The 16,243-nt window shown below is 72.4% G+C and carries 14 protein-coding genes and 1 pseudogene; 10 read left to right on the top strand and 5 right to left on the bottom strand.

The features are described from left to right. Positions 1–43: 43 nt before the first annotated feature. Both ACFVU7_RS36355 and ACFVU7_RS36350 read right to left on the bottom strand, forming a co-directional pair. A complete protein-coding gene (locus ACFVU7_RS36355; protein ID WP_388049723.1) occupies positions 44–1,471 on the bottom strand; it encodes an RtcB family protein in 1,428 nt (475 codons plus the stop codon). 49 nt (positions 1,472–1,520) lie between these two features. Then, the gene (locus ACFVU7_RS36350; protein ID WP_234348327.1) at positions 1,521–1,928 is read right to left on the bottom strand and encodes an archease; all 408 of its coding nucleotides are present in this window, start codon (positions 1,926–1,928) and stop codon (positions 1,521–1,523) included. 315 nt (positions 1,929–2,243) lie between these two features. Between ACFVU7_RS36350 and ACFVU7_RS36345 the strand changes: the two genes are divergently transcribed. Continuing rightward, on the top strand, positions 2,244–4,016 hold the full coding sequence (locus ACFVU7_RS36345; protein ID WP_388049720.1) for a DUF4157 domain-containing protein: 1,773 nt from the start codon (positions 2,244–2,246) through the stop codon (positions 4,014–4,016). Positions 4,017–4,074: 58 nt separating this feature from the next. Here the strand turns inward: ACFVU7_RS36345 and ACFVU7_RS36340 are convergent, their stop codons facing one another. Together ACFVU7_RS36340 and ACFVU7_RS36335 are read right to left on the bottom strand one after the other, a co-directional pair. Then, positions 4,075–5,265, bottom strand: a complete 1,191-nt coding sequence (locus ACFVU7_RS36340) for a sensor histidine kinase (protein ID WP_380741682.1) — start codon at positions 5,263–5,265, stop codon at positions 4,075–4,077. A 146-nt stretch (positions 5,266–5,411) separates the two neighbouring features. Beyond that, positions 5,412–6,077, bottom strand: a complete 666-nt coding sequence (locus ACFVU7_RS36335) for a response regulator transcription factor (RefSeq protein WP_049650922.1) — start codon at positions 6,075–6,077, stop codon at positions 5,412–5,414. Positions 6,078–6,239: 162 nt separating this feature from the next. On the opposite strand from ACFVU7_RS36335, the gene ACFVU7_RS36330 reads away from it, so the two are divergent. The 6 genes from ACFVU7_RS36330 (at position 6,240) to ACFVU7_RS36305 (ending at position 12,725) form a co-directional block, all read left to right on the top strand. Next, positions 6,240–6,743: a hypothetical protein gene (locus ACFVU7_RS36330; RefSeq protein WP_117486478.1), complete on the top strand. Its 504-nt coding sequence runs from the start codon at positions 6,240–6,242 to the stop codon at positions 6,741–6,743. Then, entirely contained in the window at positions 6,733–7,824 is a 1,092-nt protein-coding gene (locus ACFVU7_RS36325) for a peptidoglycan-binding protein (protein WP_388049717.1), read from the top strand. Before ACFVU7_RS36330 ends, ACFVU7_RS36325 begins: the two co-directional genes overlap by 11 nt. Then, positions 7,821–8,531, top strand: a complete 711-nt coding sequence (locus ACFVU7_RS36320) for an ABC transporter ATP-binding protein (RefSeq protein ID WP_074003550.1) — start codon at positions 7,821–7,823, stop codon at positions 8,529–8,531. The genes ACFVU7_RS36325 and ACFVU7_RS36320 overlap by 4 nt, the downstream gene beginning before the upstream one ends. Beyond that, positions 8,528–9,724: an ABC transporter permease gene (locus tag ACFVU7_RS36315; RefSeq protein ID WP_388049714.1), complete on the top strand. Its 1,197-nt coding sequence runs from the start codon at positions 8,528–8,530 to the stop codon at positions 9,722–9,724. Before ACFVU7_RS36320 ends, ACFVU7_RS36315 begins: the two co-directional genes overlap by 4 nt. A 146-nt stretch (positions 9,725–9,870) precedes the next feature. After that, positions 9,871–10,263: a hypothetical protein gene (locus ACFVU7_RS36310; protein ID WP_074003552.1), complete on the top strand. Its 393-nt coding sequence runs from the start codon at positions 9,871–9,873 to the stop codon at positions 10,261–10,263. Between the two features lie 5 nt (positions 10,264–10,268). Then, a complete protein-coding gene (locus ACFVU7_RS36305; RefSeq protein ID WP_388049760.1) occupies positions 10,269–12,725 on the top strand; it encodes a DUF4132 domain-containing protein in 2,457 nt (818 codons plus the stop codon). Here ACFVU7_RS36305 and ACFVU7_RS36300 read toward each other — a convergent pair. Then, positions 12,722–12,956, bottom strand: a pseudogene (locus ACFVU7_RS36300) (hypothetical protein); the annotation flags it as partial. The gene ACFVU7_RS36305 and the pseudogene ACFVU7_RS36300 overlap by 4 nt on opposite strands. Positions 12,957–13,322: 366 nt before the next feature. Here ACFVU7_RS36300 and ACFVU7_RS36295 point away from each other — a divergent pair. The 3 genes from ACFVU7_RS36295 (at position 13,323) to ACFVU7_RS36285 (ending at position 16,125) form a co-directional block, all read left to right on the top strand. Continuing rightward, a complete protein-coding gene (locus tag ACFVU7_RS36295) occupies positions 13,323–13,847 on the top strand; it encodes an RICIN domain-containing protein (protein ID WP_143204584.1) in 525 nt (174 codons plus the stop codon). Positions 13,848–14,010: 163 nt separating this feature from the next. Next, the gene (locus tag ACFVU7_RS36290) at positions 14,011–14,343 is read left to right on the top strand and encodes a hypothetical protein (protein WP_388049710.1); all 333 of its coding nucleotides are present in this window, start codon (positions 14,011–14,013) and stop codon (positions 14,341–14,343) included. Between the two features lie 594 nt (positions 14,344–14,937). Continuing rightward, the gene (locus ACFVU7_RS36285; protein WP_388049707.1) at positions 14,938–16,125 is read left to right on the top strand and encodes a hypothetical protein; all 1,188 of its coding nucleotides are present in this window, start codon (positions 14,938–14,940) and stop codon (positions 16,123–16,125) included. The last annotated feature ends 118 nt before the right edge of the window (positions 16,126–16,243 follow it).

Below are 16,243 nucleotides of genomic sequence, written 5' to 3'. Positions count from 1 at the left end.
TCGGCCGGGCGAGTCGAGGGACGCGGCCGAAACGGAGGGTGTCTCACCCCTTGCACACCCCCAGCGGCACCAGCCGGGCGACCTGCCGGGCGAGCCCCGCGGCCTCGGTCACGGCGGCCACCGCGTCGACGTCCTTGTACGCCTCGGGGGTCTCCTCGGCCAGCGCCCGCCAGGAGGCCGGCCGCACCGCGATCCCCCGCGCCTCCAACTCGCCCTTCAGCCGCTCGCCGCGCACGGTGCGCAGCGCCTGGTGGCGGCTCAGCACCCGCCCGGCGCCGTGGCAGGCGGAGCGGAAGGCCTCGTTGCCGGGCAGGCCGACCATGACGTACGAGGCGGTGCCCATGGTGCCCGGCACCAGCACCGGCTGCCCGGCCTCCACCAGGTCGGCGGGCAGGTCGGGGTCGCCCGGCGGCAGCGCCCGGGTGGCGCCCTTGCGGTGCACGCACAGCGTCCGGAGCTCGCCGTCCACCTCGTGGGTCTCCAGCTTGGCGAGGTTGTGCGAGACGTCGTAGACCAGCTCCAGCCCGACGCCGAGCACCGTGGCGAAGGCGCGGCGGGCCGCCTCGGCGAGCAGCTGCCGGTTGGCCCGGCCGTAGTTGGCGGCCGCGGTCATGGCGCCCAGGTAGGCACGGCCGCGCGGGGAGTCGACCGGGGTGCAGGCGAGCTGGCGGTCCGGGAGCTCGATCCGGTAGCGGTGCAGTTCGCGGTCCATGGCGCGGACGTGGTCGGTGCAGATCTGGTGGCCGAGGCCGCGCGAGCCGCAGTGGATCATGACGCAGACCTGTCCCGGCCGCAGTCCGAAGGCGGCGGCGGTCCGCGGGTCGTGCACCCGGTCGACGGCCTGCACCTCCAGGAAGTGGTTGGCCGAGCCGAGGCTGCCGACCTGCTGCAGCCCGCGCTCGACGGCCCGGGTGCTCACCTCCCCGGGGGCCGCGCCGGCCAGCACGCCGCGGTCCTCGCAGCGTTCCAGGTCGCGCGGCACGCCGTGGCCGTGCTCGACGGCGTAGCGGGCGCCGCCGAGCAGCAGCTCGTCCAGTTCCTCCGGTCCGCCGAGCCGCCACAGGCCACCCCGGCCCAGGCCGCGCGGGACGGTGCGGTCCAGCAGGTCCATCAGGCGGCCGATCCGCTCCGGGTCGAGTTCGTCCCGGCTGACCCCGGCCGCCAGCAGCCGGACCCCGCAGGAGATGTCGAAGCCCACCCCGCCCGGCGAGACCACCCCGCCCCGCTCGACGTCGGTCGCGGCGACCCCGCCGATCGGGAAGCCGTAGCCCCAGTGCACGTCCGGCATCGCGAAGGAGGCGCGGACGATCCCGGGCAGCGCCGCCACGTTCGCCACCTGCTCCAGCGCCTTGTCCCCGGCGGCCTGCGGCAGCAGCGCGGCGCTCGCGAACACCACCCCGGGCACCCGCATCGGCGGGCGCGGCTCGATCCGCCAGCGGTACCGGCCGGCCTCGGTCAGTGCGATCTCCACCTCGCTCACCCCGCTCCCGCGGCTCCGGCCCACCGCGCCGGGACCGGGCTCAGACGTCCACCGTGGCCTGGCAGGTCCAGCCGTCCGGCCCGGCGCTCAGGTCCAGGTCGTGCAGTGAGACGGCCTTCGGCACGGCGCCGACCAGGGCGGCTGTGGCGGCGTCGGCCATCCGGAACCGGACCGCCACCCGACGGGCGCCGTCCAGGCCCTCGATCGGGCCGACCGCCACCGCCACCGGCAGCTCGCCGTCGACGTCCATCCGGTAGACGACCTCCTCCAGGACGCCCGCCAGCAGGTCCGGATCGCTCACCGCGAGGACCGTGCAGCCGCGCTCACCGACGATCCGCGCGCCGGCCAGGTCGGCGAAACTGCCGACGACGCCGTGCACCAGCTCGCCGATGCAGCCCTCCGCCGTCGGCGCCCAGGCCTCGACCCGCAGGTCGGCCGTGTGCGGCACACTCCGGTGCCCGCCGGCGGACCGGCCGGCAGGCTCGTCTCCGTCCACGAGCGACGCCTCCCGCACCCGTTTCCCTCTCCCCTCCAGCCTCGTCCCGCAGCCCACCCGGGGGCAAGTGCGGCCCGCACCGGAGGCCGGGTGCCGCAACAGGCCCTCGCGCAGGGCGATGGCGTACGGCCGAACGGTGGCCGTGTCTGCGCGACGGGCAGCGCGTCGTGCCCGATCAGGCAGCCCGGACTGCCTTCGCGCCTCTGGTGGAGCTCCTGCCCGTCTGTTAGTCAGGAGGGTGACCGCCTGCCGTGCGAGAGGGAGACCATGCACGCCCAGCACAGCGCGAAGACCGATGAGGCCGAGCGCAGCCGTCCACCGGCGAGCAAGCCCGCGATCGGGGGCGCGCCGCCTCTCCTGGCCCTCCAGCGCAGCGTCGGCAACGCGGCGGTCGTCCGGATGCTCCGCCGGACCGGACGGCCAGGGGCTCAGGAAGAGCCCAGGCAGGGCGACGAATTCGACTACGGGCAGACCGAACACGCCGTTCAGCGCTCCACCGTCCAGGACGTGCTGCGCTCCCCGGGGCGTCCGCTCGACCACGGCACGCGCGCCGAGATGGAAGGCCGGCTCGGCGCGGACTTCTCGGACGTCCGCATCCACACGGACGCGGCCGCGCGGGCCTCGGCAGTGGACGTGGGCGCCCGCGCCTACACCTCCGGCCACCACGTCGTCATCGGCGAGGGCGGCGGCGACAAGCACACCCTCGCCCACGAACTCACCCACGTCATCCAGCAGCGCCAGGGCCCCGTCGCCGGAACGGACGACGGCACCGGGCTGAAGGTCTCCGACCCCTCCGACCGCTTCGAACGCGAGGCCGAGGCCAACGCCGTTCGCGTCATGCGGCGGTCGGTGCTTCCGCCGGCGCGGACCGAGGGCGGAGCCGCCGTCGGCACCCGTACCGACGTAGCGGTGCAGCGCGCGACGGCGGAGGAGGACCGCGAGGTCGCGGCGAACCTCGCGGAGGCCGCCGGCGGGCGCCTCGGGAGCACCGAGCCGTGGGCGCGCGAGACGTTCGATCCCCACGACACGGAGATCGGCGCGGACAGGACCGGTGTCCACATCGCCAGCGTCCAGGCCCCCACGGACAAGGTGATGAAAGCGGGTGCGCAGTGGTCGGCCGTCGAGCTGGAGAAGAAGAAAAAGCTCCTGGGCGAGGCCCTGGACACCGCGTTCCTCGAATGGAGCAAGCGGTACGACCCGGAGCAGGTGTACATCTTCACCGCGCCGGAGTACTACTTCAGCGGCCAGGGCACCCACTTCCTGAGCGGGGACCAGGCGGCCGGCGTGGACGAGTGGCTCGCCGACCGCCTGGCGATCCTGCCCAGCAACTACCTGGTGGTGCCGGGAACCATCGGCCGCCGACGTTCCCTCGACGCGCACGAATCGGACCAGGCGCGCGCCGACCAGCAGGAGGGCCGGAAGCGGCTCAAGGAGAACATGGGTGCCGACAACGGATACGCCAAGGACTCGGTAGCGGAGCTGGAGGAGATCTGGGAGCAAGGACCTGACCCCGACGGGTCGGGCAACGTGACCGTGTTCGACAACTACGCGCGTGTCTTCCAGGGCGGCCAGGATCCGAAGACCTACACGAAGCGTTTCGAGGCGCCGGACTGGGGAGGAGCTCCGGACCGTTCACAGGAGGAGATGGAGCAAGGCTTCTTCGCCATCGGGCAGGAGAACTTCGAGACCACCGTGAAGGGCGTTCAGGTCCGCCTCCAAATATGCTCGGACAACGCCGCGGAGAGCCTCTGGAACGAACCGTACGAAGGCGTCCACATCCTGGTGGCGGCGAACTTCGGCGACGCGGGCGAGAGCCAGGCCAACATGCACGGGGACACCTTCGTCGTGGCCGACTCGGGACATTCCCAGCTCTTCGAGGCCGACAATCCGGTCCCGCCGGCGGACAGCGTCAAGGACCTCCGGTACCACGCTGCCGAGAAGCGGAAGATGACGGGCAAGAGCCCGGAGGCGACCAGCACGAAGGGACCGGTCTCGCTGAACTTCTACCGCACGGCGACCCGGGAACCCAGCGCCCAGTAGGCGCTGGGGCGGTGGGCGAGGCCGATCGCGTGCCCTGCGGGTGCCCCTGGCCGCCGGGTCAGGCCGTGGGGAACTCGACCCGGACGCGCAGTCCGCCCGTGCTGCCGGGGTCGGCGGTGACGGTGGCGTGGTGGGCGCGCGCGATGGAGGCGACGATGGACAGGCCGAGGCCCGCGCCCTCACGCGGGCTGTGCCGACGCTCCTGGAGGCGGCGGAAGGGCTCGAAGAGGTAGGGGACCGTCTCCGGCGGCACCTGGGGGCCGGTGTTGGCGACCTCCAGGACGCCGTCGCGCACGTCGACGTCGACCCGGCCGCCGTCGTGGTTGTAGCGCAGGGCGTTGCCGACCAGGTTGCGTACCAGGTGTGCCAGCAGCACCGGATCACCCTCGACGGACACGGGGGCGGTGTCGGTCCGGACGGTGACGCCGTTCGCCCGGGCTTCCTCCGGGGCGGCGCACTCGGCGGCCACCGCGCGGGCCAGTTGGTCCAGTGCGACCGGTTCGCGGTGGTCCAGCCTCTGGTCGGAGACGGACAGCAACAACAGGCCCTCGATGAGCCGTTCGCTGCTCTCGGAGACCTCGATCAGTTTGCGGCGGACCCGGGCGACGGCGGCCGGGTCCCCGGTGGCCAGCCCGATCTCGGCCGCGGCCCGCTGCACCGCGAGCGGGGTGCGCAGTTCGTGTGCGGCGTTGGCCGCGAACCGCTGCTGCGCACCGACCAGTTGCTCCATGCGGTCGAGCATGTCGTCGAAGGTGTCGGCGAGCTGTTTGAGTTCGCCCGGGGGTGCGTCGAGGGCGATCCGCTCGTGCAGGTTCTCGCCCGAGAGCCGCCGCGCCGTGTTGGTGATCACCGCCACCGGGCGCAGCACCCGTCCCGACATCCACCAGGCCAGTGCCATCGAGATGACGGCGAAGGCGGCCAGGGCGATCAGGGAGACGGTCAGCAGCTGGTTCTGGGCGGCCTGCTCGGCGGCCTGGGTGACGACCTTGACGGCCTGGAAGTGGGACTGTCCGCCGTCGGCGGGGTCGGTTCCGGCGGGGGCGCTCCCGGGTGGGGCGTTCGCGGGGGCGGCGGTTCCCACCATGAGGGTCTTCGCCGCCGCGGCCGGGTCCGGGGTCGCCAGTGTGGCCAGTCGCGGTTCGACGGCGACGGCCGTGCTGATCGAGGTGTACAGCCCCTCCCGGACCAGGAAGTTGACCAGGACGATGAGCATCGCCCCGGCGAGGACGAGCAGCCCGCCGTAGAGCATGGTCAGCCGGCCCCGCTCCCCGCCCGGCAGCCGCGGGCGAGCTCTGCCCGGTAGCCGCGGGCGCGCTCTGCCGGGCCGCCGCGGGCGTGCTCTGCCCGGCAGCGGAAGCAGCGGAAGGCGGTTCGGGCCGACCGGGGCGGAGCGCCTCACGCCGGGACGCCGATGCGGTAGCCGTGGCCGGGCACGGTGTCGATGACCGAGGGCTCGCCGAGCTTGGCGCGGAGTTTGCTGAGGGCGACCCGGACCGCGTTGGTGCGGTATCCCATGTTCCGCTCCCACACCTGGTCGATCAGGTCCTCACCGCTGACCACGGCGCCCTCGGCCTGCATCAGCACCTCCAGGACGCCGAACTCCTTGCGGGACAGGGCGAGGTAGCGGCCCTCCCGGAAGGCCTGGCGGCGGGCGGTGTCGAGGGTGATGCCGGCACGTTCGATGACCGGCGGAAGGGCGGGGTGGGTGCGGCGGCCGAGGGCCAGGACCCGGGCCAGCAGTTCCTCGTAGGCGAACGGCTTGGTGAGGTAGTCGTCCGCGCCCAGGTCCAGGCCGTCGACGCGGTCGCGGACGGTGCCGGCGGCGGTGAGCATCAGCACCCGGGTCAGCAGCCGCTGCTCGACGACGCTCCGGCACACCTCGTCGCCGTGCGCTCCGGGCAGGTCGCGGTCGAGTACGAGCACGTCGTAGTCGGTGAGGCGCAGCCGTTCCAGCGCGTCGGCGCCGTTGTACACGACGTCGACGGCCAGGGCGTCGCGCCGCAATCCCTCGGCGATCATGTCCGCCAGGAATTCCTCGTCCTCCACGATCAGTACACGCATGACATCAGGTGTACCTGAAAGCCACCTTTCGTCGCCGTAAAGGTCTCGGCTGACAGCGGCGAAACGCGGGTGCGTGCCAGCCTCTGCGTCGTCGGTCACCCGGTATCGGAGACGTATCGGACACGGTGGCCGGCCACTCGCAATCGGACACGGAGGAATTCCATGCGGAACCACATGCGGAACCACAGGTACGGCGCGGCGGCCGTGCTGGTGGCGGGGATGGCGCTGTTCACCGCGGCCTGTGGCGGAGGCGCCACGGGCTCCGGCGGGGGCGGCGGCTCGGACTCGTCGGGCAGGGGCGCGGCGGCGGACCAGGCCTACGAGCACCGTAAGTGCCTGCGCGAACACGGCGCCCAGGTGAAGGAGCCGGAGCCGGGCCAGGACCCGCGGGGCCTGGTCCTCGAGGGCGGCCAGGACAAGATGGCGGAAGCCCTCAAGGCCTGCGGTGGAGCCGGTGGGGCGGGCGGCGCGAAGATGTCCCAGGCCGACAAGGACAGGGCTCTCAAGTTCGCCCAGTGCATGCGCGGTAACGGTGTGGACATGCCGGACCCGAAGTTCGACGGCGACTCGGCGATGTCGGGACAGGCGATGAAGGTCCCGGAGGGCCCCGACAAGGACAGGTTCGACAAGGCGAACAAGGCGTGCAGTGGTCAGAATGCGGAGTGAGCGCGGGCGGAGCCGCCGAACGTACCTGATCGCCGCGCTGGTCACCTCGGTCTCGCTGGTGGGCGGGGTCACGGCCCTCTCGCAGACCGGCGGCGGCGCGAGCGCCGGCACGGACCGCACGGACGGGCTGCCGCCGAGCACGGGCTCGGTGGAACGGCAGGACCTGAGCAGCCGGACCCAGGTGGACGGGACGCTCGGGTACGCCGAGGAGCGCCGGTTCAACGCCGGTGTGACGGGCACCCTCACCTGGCTCCCGGAGGCCGGCGCGCTGGTGGAACGCGACGGGGTCCTCTACGAGGTCGACGGCCGGAAGGTCCGGCTCATGGTCGGCGAGCGTCCCGTGTACCGGACGCTGAAGGCCGGCGACAAGGGGCCGGACGTCAGACAGCTGAAGGAGAACCTCCGCGCCCTGGGCCACGGCAAGGGGCTGGCCGCGGACGAGGAGTTCACCCCCGGCACCGTGGAGGCGGTCAAGCGCTGGCAGAAGGCCCACGGCCTGGCCCAGACCGGCGAGATCGGCCCCGAGCAGATCGCCTTCTCGCCCGGTCCGGTGCGGATCAAGAAGAACGACGCGGCCGTCGGCGACCAGGCCGCTCCAGGCAAGCCGGTGCTCACCACCACCGGCTCCGAACGGCAGGTGCAGATCAGGATCGAGGTCTCCCGGGCCGACCTCGCCAAGCCCGGTACCCGGGTCGAGGTCGCTCTGCCCGGCGGCGGCAGGGCCAAGGGCAGGGTCGCCTCCGTCGACCGCACCATCGGTGAGGACGGCAAGGAGCAGGGCTCCCAGGACAAGCCCGCCAAGATCACCGCCCGGGTGGTCTTCGACGACCCGGGGCAGGCGGAGGGATTCGACCGGGCGCCGGTCACCGTCGAGCTCGAGGGCGAGGTCCGCAAGGACGTGCTGACGGTACCGGTCAACGCCCTGCTCGCGCTGACCGGCGGGGGCTTCGGCGTCCAGGTCGTGGAGAACGGGAAGGCGCGCGAAGTCCCGGTCGAGCTCGGCATGTTCGGACAGGGCCGGGTCGAGGTCAGCGGGACCGGCCTGGCCGAGGGAATGAAGGTCGGGGTGCCCACGTCATGAGCGCGGTGGTCGAGTTGAACCAGGTCACCAAGGAGTATCCGGGCGGGGTCGTGGCGCTGCAGGGGGTGGACCTGCGCATCGGAAGCGGCGAACTGCTCGCCATCGTCGGCCCTTCGGGGTCGGGCAAGTCCACCCTGCTGCACATCGTCGGCACCCTGGACCGGCCCAGCGCCGGATCCGTCACCCTGGCGGGCCACGACGTCGCCGCCCTCTCCGACCGCAGGCTGTCCGCCCTGCGCGCCCGGCACATCGGCTTCGTCTTCCAGTCCTTCCACCTGGTGGCCGGGGTCAGCGCCCGGGACAACGTCGCCGAGGGCCTGCTCTACTCGGGCCTGCCGCGCGCCCAGCGCCGCAGGCGCGCGGCCCTGGCCCTGGAGCGGGTCGGGCTCGCGGACCGCATGCACCACCGGCCGCACGAGCTGTCGGGCGGCCAGCGGCAGCGGGTGGCGATCGCCCGGGCGGTGGTCGGCGAGCCGGACCTGCTGCTGGCCGACGAGCCGACCGGCGCGCTGGACTCCGCCTCGAGCGAAGCGGTGATGGAGCTGCTGCACGACCTCAACGCCGACGGTGCCACCATCGCGGTGATCACCCACGACGGCGAGATCGCCGACAGCCTGCCCCGCCAGGTCCGGATCCGCGACGGCCGCGTCGTGGCGGACCTGCGCACCGGCGCCGCCGTCCCGGCCGATCGGGGTGGGGAGCGATGAGCCGCACACGGCTCTCCCCGGCCCGGCTCGGCCCCCGTGACGTCCTCCACGTCGGCTCGGCCGGCCTGCGCACCCGGCCGCTGCGGGTGGTGCTGTCCGCGCTGGGCATCGCCATCGGCATCGCCACCATGATCGCGGTGGTCGGCATCTCCTCCTCCAGCAAGGCCCAACTCCTGCGTCAGCTCGACCGGTTGGGAACCAACCTGCTGGTGGCCTCCCCCGGCCAGGGGCTGTTCGGCGAGAAGGTGAAGCTGCCCGAGGAGTCGGTCGGCATGCTGAGCCGCGTCCCCGGGGTCGAGCAGGTCGGCGCGACCGGTGACCTGGCGCAGTCCGTCCGGCGCAGCGAGAAGATCCCCGACGACGAGACCGGCGGCATCACCGTGAAGGCCGCCACCGAAGGACTGCTGGACGTCGTACGCGGCGCGGTCGGCTCGGGCACCTGGCTCAACGAGGCCAACGGGCGCTACCCGTCGACGGTGCTCGGACACGTCGCGGCCCAGCGCCTGGGCATCACCGCCCCCGGCCAGCAGGTCCACATCGGCGGCCGGTACTTCACCGTCATCGGCATCCTCGACCCGCTGCCGCTGGCCCCCGAGATCGAGCGGGCCGCCCTGGTCGGCTGGGACGGCGCCGGCACGCTGCTGGGCTTCGACGGCCACCCGACCCAGATCTACGAACGGTCGACGGACCGGACGGTCAGCGCGGTCCGCGAGCTGATCCCCCGCACCGTCGATCCGCAGAACCCGCACAACGTGCAGGTCACCGACCCCTCCTCGGCGCTCCAGGCCAAGGCCGCCACCGAGGGGGCGTTCACCGACCTCCTGCTCGGGCTGGGCGGGGTGGCGCTCCTGGTCGGCGGCGTCGGGGTCGCCAACACGATGATCATCTCGGTGCTGGAGAGGCGCCACGAGATCGGACTGCGCCGCTCCCTGGGCGCCACCAGGGGCCAGATCCGCCTCCAGTTCGTGACGGAGTCCCTCCTGCTCTCCGGGCTGGGCGGACTGGCCGGCGTGGCCCTGGGCGCGGCCGCCACCTACGCCTTCGCCGCCTCGGGCGGCCTGCCCTGGGTGGTCCCCCCGTGGGCCGTCACCGGGGGCTTCGCCGCCACCCTGCTCATCGGCACGGTCGCCGGCCTCTACCCGGCCGTCCGGGCCGCCCGCCTCTCCCCGACCCTCGCCCTCCACGCCGGCTAGCGGGCCGCACGGGTGGGGCACCCCTCCGGGCGCCCCACCCTCCGGTCCGGTCGGCCTGCCGGCCAAGGCACGGGTGGCTCGGCTCCAGCAGTCCCGCACCACTCTGTCGAACGTCAGTGTCAGAGTAGGCCCGTACTGTTCACGGCATGGCAATCGTGATGTTCGTCGACGAGACGACGGCTGGGGACCGGAGCGACGGGTGGGAACTGGAGGTTCTCGAGGAGAGGCTCACCGTGCGTGAGCTGATCCGGCGCAGGGTGTTCCAGGAGGTCGCCGAGTACAACGCGAAGGCACCACAGGTGTTCCAGGGGCTGGTGCGGCCGCACGATGCCGAGCGGGTGCTGAACGGGTACGCCCTGCGCACGCCGCGCCGGATCGATCCGGAGGCGCAGAGCGAGCTGGCGCTCCGGGCGTTCGCGGGCAACGGCTTCCTGGTGCTGGTGGGGGAACGCCAGGTCACCGACGCGGAGGAGGAGGTCGAGCTCGGCCTCGGCACCGAGGTCACGTTCCTGAAGCTCGTTCCGCTGGTGGGGGGATGACGGTGATGGACTTCCAGGAGATCACGGAGCTGGTCCGGCAGTACGCAGGAGAGGCGGATGACCTCGCCGTCGAGCTGCTGAAGCTGGGAACAGGGAGGCACAGCGGCTACTGGGAGGGACGGTGGGACGGCGCCTTCGCCGAGTTGCGCGCGCTGCCGTCCGAGGCCCGGACCGCGCTCGCCGACGCGCTGGTCGGGCAGTACCACTCGGCCGAGGCCGGCCCGGTCGCCCGCGGGAACGTTCTCATCCTGCTGGCTGTCGTCGCGCACGGTCTGCCCGGCGACCGGCTCCCGGCGGAGCGCACGGAGAAGCTCGACGAGCTCGGCCACGAGAACTCCGTGGTGCACAGCGGCCGTCACCTGCTCCTCGCCGAGGCCGAGCTCGGGGCCGGCCGCCCCCTCACTCCCGAGGTCGTGGCCGTCTACCGGCGCTCGGCCCTGGACACCTACGGCAGGAAGCCGCTCGTCGAGTTCGCCGGCACGCTCACCGAGCCCGTCCTCAACGTCGGTGAGGAATGGGCCGAGCAGGCCCTGCGGGACACCCTGGACGACCCCGACTGGCAGGCACTCCTGCGGCACGCGACGACCGCCACAGCCGCCAAGCCCTCCCGCCCGTGGGAGCAGCGGGCCGAACGCCTGATCCTCCCCCTCGGTGCCGACCGCGTCCGGACCACCCTGCTGCCCTGGCTCGCCCTCGTCGGCCGCCGCACCTTCGCGCTGAACCATGAACTCCTCGGGTCCGACGGACACAGCGCCTACGACCCGTACAACGCCAACGCCCTGCGCGGACTGACCTGGATGCTCGCCCTGCTGCCGGCCCATCCGGACACCGCCCGCGCCCTCGGCGCGCTGGTCGAGACCTCCCTCAGGAAGATCCCCGGGCTCGGCCCGCGCAACCCGAAGGTCGCCAACGCCGCCACGACCGCGCTCTCCCGCATCGACGGCGAAGCGGCCCTCGCCGAACTCGCCCGCCTGGCCACCCGCGTGACGTACAAGGGCACGCTCAAGCTGCTCGACACCGCGCTCCGGACCCGGGCCGAGGCGCTGGGCCTGTCCCGCGAGGAGGTCGAGGAGATCGCCGTCCCCGCCTACGGGCTGACCGGGGTCGGCCGGGCCGAGCCGCGTCTGGGCGAGGCCACGGCGGTCCTGGAGGTCCGGGGCACCAGGGTGTTCCTCGGCTGGCGCAACGCCGCGGGCAAGGAGGTCAAGAGCGTGCCCGCCGCCGTCAAGCGCGACCACGCCGAGCAGCTCAAGGAGCTGAAGACGGCGGTCAAGGACATCGACAAGATGCTCTCCGCCCAGAGCGAGCGTCTGGACCGGCAGTTCCTCGGCCGCCGCACCTGGCCGTACACCGCCTGGCGCGAGCGGTACCTCGACCACCCCCTGGTCGGCACCCTGGCCCGACGGCTGCTGTGGACGGTCGACGGCACGACCGTCGGATTCGCGGACGGCGAGCTGCGCACCCTCGCCGACGACCCGGTGCGGGAAGGGGCCGAGGTCCGGCTCTGGCACCCGGTGGGCCACGAGCCCGCCCAGGTCGTGGCCTGGCGTGACTGGCTGGAGCGGCACGAGATCACCCAGCCGTTCAAGCAGGCCCACCGCGAGGTGTACCTGCTGACCGACGCCGAGCGCGCGACGGGGACGTACTCCAACCGTTTCGCCGCGCACGTCCTGCGCCAGCACCAGTTCCACTCCCTGACGTCGGCCCGGGGGTGGCGCAACAAGCTGCGCCTGATGGTCGACGACTCGGCCCCGCCCGCCACCCGTGCGCTGCCGCAGTGGGGGTTGCGCGCCGAGTACTGGATCCACGGGGAGGGCGACGAGTACGGGGACGACACCACCGAGTCGGGCAGTTACCTGCGTCTGGCCACCGACCAGGTCCGCTTCTACCCGATCGACGCGCCGGAGAACGCGGCGGACTGCTACGGCGGTGAGTACCGCATGTGGCCGGAGGCCGGCGCCGGGCCGGTGGAGCCCGTCCAGCTCGCCGAGGTCCCGCCGCTCGTGCTGTCCGAAGTCCTGCGCGACGTGGACCTGTTCGTGGGCGTGGCCAGCATCGGCAACGACCCGGCCTGGCAGGACGGCGGACCGGAGGGCCGCTTCAGGGACTACTGGAGGTCGTACGGCTTCGGTGAGCTCGGCCAGGGTGCCGAGACGCGCCGCATGCTGCTGGAGCGGCTCGTGCCCCGGCTGGCGATAGCCGACCGCTGCACCCTCGAGGGCCGCTTCCTCCACGTGAAGGGCGAGCGCCACACGTACAAGATCCACCTCGGCTCGGGGAACATCCTGATGACGCCGAACGACCAGTACCTGTGCATCGTCCCGAAGTCCGCCGCGGCCGCCCCGCAGACCGGCTACCTCCCCTTCGAGGGCGACCGCCTGCTGGCCGTGATCCTCAGCAAGGCGATGATGCTGGCCGAGGACACGAAGATCACGGACCCGACGATCCTGAGCCAGCTCTAGCACTGCGAGTTCGTTCGCCGGGTTGCTTGATCACGCGGCGAGGAGGGCCTGCCGCCCCGGCGCAGGCCCTTCTCGCCGCGGATGCGGGCTCGCCCCTTGTGTTTGGGCGGCCGGGACGTCGTGGTGGCGGGCGTTGGCGTCACGCCACCGTAGACAGGCGGGCAGCACACGGCTCTGGACCGTGTGGTTCGGGTGACTGGAGTTCGCCAGGGCGAACTGACGCAGTGCGCCCTCACCGGATGATCGGCGGCGTGCGGCGCCACCACGTGTGCCGGGGTCCAACGGGGTCTACTCAGGGCGCTGATCGCGCGCCACGCATACGGCTGCCGCCTGCACCGCCTCTTACTCCCGCTGGTTCGGTCCACTTTGCATCCCACGGGGATTGGGTGTCATTCCGAAACGTAAGCAAAGGACTTGTCACGTTGGCCTGATTGCGCCTTGGGATTCCCTTGAGTTCCCGGAGAGACTGCCCATGGCCCGGCAAGTCCCGTGCTCGATGAGGCGGCTACGAAGGACGGTTCCGCGGTGCCGGAAGGGCACCGGACGGGTTCCGCGGGCGTGCCGGGCGGGCGGATTTCCTTCCGAAAGGGGTACGTCATGAAGAGACTCACGGCGGTACTGGCAGTATTCGGTTCAGGGGCACTGGCGGTCCTCGGCGTTCCCGGCACGACCGCTGCCGCTCCGGCGGCTGTGTCGTCCTGGACCCCGTACAACATCCAGAACTACAACAGTGAGCGGTGCATTCTCGGGCCCGGCCATGGAAGCGAGACCGGCCTCGCACAGGTGGAGTGTGCCGGGTATGCGGACCAGAAGTGGGAGAAGCACCAGTACCTCGGCGAGAACTATTACTTCCTCGCCAACGTGAACAGTCGGCTCTGCCTGCTCGCACGATCCCAACAAGAGGCACGCCAGATAGACTGCGGGGCCGCCGGAGCGGATGCCGACTGGTACATAGACACCATCAATGCGGCCGACCCGCAGTGGAAGCGTCTCGTGAACAGGGCGACAGGCACGTGTCTGGTCCCCCAGAACACGAACCTGAACGTCCCGATCCTGCAGGCCACCTGCGACTACAGCACCAACCCTCCTGCCGATCAGCGGTGGCGATTCATCAACTTCTAGGATCCGAGCCCTGTTTCGCGTCGAGGCAGGGCTTTCCTCCCGGTACTGCGGTGCCGGGTCCAGGAGAGGAAGACGAGCGATGCGCACTGGATCATCCCGAACAGCCATCCGTCAGTGGTCAACCAGGTTGAAGAGCGGCCTGGCCGCGGCGGGACTGGTTGCGGTGTCCTCGGTCGGGCTGCTGTCCGCTCCGGCCCAGGCGGAGTCCATGCAGTGCACCGAACTGGTGTGCCCGTTCGTCACCGGCGGCCCTGACGGGTACGCAACGCATGCCTACAAGCGCAGTTCGGCCGCCGGCGCCTCCACCTTCGAGGGCTTCTTCGCTTTCAGCGGCCCGGGGCTCCACGCCGACACCGAGACCAAGCGGTGGTACGACTTCGAGAACACGAGTACCTTCGGCGGCCGTGGCGCGGGCCTCGTGTGCGTCCAGATGATGTACAAGCATCCGGACGGGAGCTTCGGCTACGGCTCCCAGCGGTGCGACCGGGTCTACTGAGCCTCGGGGCCCAGGTGCTCGCCCGGCGTCCCGCAGGGAGGCGCCGGGCGCGCGCGTTCCGGAACCGTTGGCGTCGAGACTTGACCCGGTCATCGATGAGGCTCAGAGACCGGAGGAGGCTCCGGTGCTCCGGCTGACATAGGACCTCCATACGGCGGTGGGGCGCGGTGGAGGTGACAGCCTGCCCGTCGCCCCGGGTGCCGGGGGCGCCGAAGGTGAACTCACCGCCGTGCTTGGGCGGATGGCCCCCGGCAGGGTTGGTCAGGGCGAACTCGCACAGGCTGTTGGATGGCGGTGGCGGCAGCCGGGTCGGCGCCGGGCTCCGCTCGCACCGCGTCCAGGACCTGCGCGAACGCGTCGCGGGCCGGGGCGTTGGACGCCGCCCTCGGTCCAGGGGCGGGGGCGGGTGCGGGGCCGGGAAAAATTTCTTCGAACCCGGCTGCAACCCCCCGGCGGGATGGACGTCTATCAGGGTGAGAGGCGGGGAGAGCGAGCCGGCGGAGCCGGGGGGCTCGGGCCGACTCCTCGGGGCGCGACAGTAGGCGCCCGCTCATCCGATCACCACCATCACCATGTCCTTGGGGGGACTGTCACATGAACGCGTCCGTTATCGCCCGTATTGCGAAGATCGTCCCGCTGGCCGTTGTCGCCGCCGTCGGCGTCACCGCCTGCGGCCCGACCGAGGGCGGGGCCTCCGTCGCCGCCTCCGCTCCCGCCTCCGCCCCGGCCACCACCTCCTCGGCCACCCCCGGTGCGGGCGCCGTCCCGACCGTCCCCGCCCCGGCCGCGCCGACCGCCGAGGCGGCCCCGGCCGCCGCCACCCCGGCCGGGCAGGCCCCCGCCGCCGGGGCCGCGACGGCCAAGACCGACGTCAAGGCCGCCGCGAAGGCCGCGGCCAAGCCCGCCGCGCCGAAGGCCCCCGCCCCGTCCGGCGGAAGCGGTATCGGCATCACCTTCGGCGGCCTGAGCGAGGGCGGGAAGATCGGGCTGAACGACCTGGTCCCCTTCACCGTCACCTGGAAGAACAACGACGCCACCGGCACCCGCAGCGTGGCCCCGGTGGTGGCCACCCAGCAGTACGAGGGCGCGCCCTGCACCATGGTGCTCGCGATGGCGGACGGCACCCTGGAGCGCAAGGACGCCTCCGGCTGGAAGACGCTGGACCACCTCAGCCAGGGCGGCGGGATGGACTACGCGGGTACCGCCGACGACGCGGCCTTCACCCTGGCTGCCGGCGAGAGCCGGACCATCGAGTTCCGGATGCGACTGTCCCTGGCCAACCGCCCGGGGCAGATCACGATCGAGGCGGACGCCCCCGTGCCGCACTCCAAGAACTACCTGGACATGGCGAAGGCCGAGCTGAACGCCACGGTCGTCGACAGCCACAGCCCGGAGATGCTCTCGGTGATGCCGCCGGCCAAGGGCGTGATCACCACGGACCCGATCCCGTTCAGCTTCCGGGTCTCCTCGCCGGACGGCACCGCGGGCCTGCGCCCCCGGGTGACCGTCTGGAGCTCCGAGGGGCCGACGCCGAACGACGTCACGGTGGAGGCCCGGGTCGGCGACGTGTGGAAGCCGGTCGAGCTGAAGGACGAGTGCGGCCTGGTCACGGTCGACCCGAACGTGCCGGGCGTCCGTGACGGCAACACGGTCGAGTACACCTTCCGGGCCACGTTCAAGGAGGCCCCGAAGTACGGCGCCGACGTGGACATCCGGGTGAGCGCGGAGTCGAACGGCCACCAGTCCGTCCAGCGCTCCGTCTTCCTGCGCGACGCGCGCTGACACCGCGCACCCGCGCACCCGCACCGCACCACCGCCCCGGCCTCCCACCACTCGGGAGGCCGGGGCGGTGGCGTTGGGGAAGAGGCGCCGGGACGCCGATGTCCCGGTGAGCCGGAGG

This window comes from Kitasatospora sp. NPDC058046, from assembly GCF_042885595.1.
Taxonomy (GTDB): domain Bacteria; phylum Actinomycetota; class Actinomycetes; order Streptomycetales; family Streptomycetaceae; genus Kitasatospora.
The sequence above is the reverse complement of the archived record's forward strand: the minus strand, read 5'-3'. Positions and strand labels throughout refer to the sequence as shown.

Coding starts and splice junctions, on each gene's coding strand:
- ACFVU7_RS36345 (WP_388049720.1), top strand. CDS start 2,244: ATGCACGCCCAGCACAGCGCGAAGACCGATGAGGCCGAGCGCAGCCGT.
- ACFVU7_RS36325 (WP_388049717.1), top strand. CDS start 6,733: ATGCGGAGTGAGCGCGGGCGGAGCCGCCGAACGTACCTGATCGCCGCG.
- ACFVU7_RS36320 (WP_074003550.1), top strand. CDS start 7,821: ATGAGCGCGGTGGTCGAGTTGAACCAGGTCACCAAGGAGTATCCGGGC.
- ACFVU7_RS36315 (WP_388049714.1), top strand. CDS start 8,528: ATGAGCCGCACACGGCTCTCCCCGGCCCGGCTCGGCCCCCGTGACGTC.
- ACFVU7_RS36310 (WP_074003552.1), top strand. CDS start 9,871: ATGGCAATCGTGATGTTCGTCGACGAGACGACGGCTGGGGACCGGAGC.
- ACFVU7_RS36285 (WP_388049707.1), top strand. CDS start 14,938: ATGAACGCGTCCGTTATCGCCCGTATTGCGAAGATCGTCCCGCTGGCC.
- ACFVU7_RS36335 (WP_049650922.1), bottom strand. CDS start 6,077: ATGCGTGTACTGATCGTGGAGGACGAGGAATTCCTGGCGGACATGATC.
- ACFVU7_RS36295 (WP_143204584.1), top strand. CDS start 13,323: ATGAAGAGACTCACGGCGGTACTGGCAGTATTCGGTTCAGGGGCACTG.
- ACFVU7_RS36305 (WP_388049760.1), top strand. CDS start 10,269: ATGGACTTCCAGGAGATCACGGAGCTGGTCCGGCAGTACGCAGGAGAG.
- ACFVU7_RS36340 (WP_380741682.1), bottom strand. CDS start 5,265: ATGCTCTACGGCGGGCTGCTCGTCCTCGCCGGGGCGATGCTCATCGTC.
- ACFVU7_RS36330 (WP_117486478.1), top strand. CDS start 6,240: ATGCGGAACCACATGCGGAACCACAGGTACGGCGCGGCGGCCGTGCTG.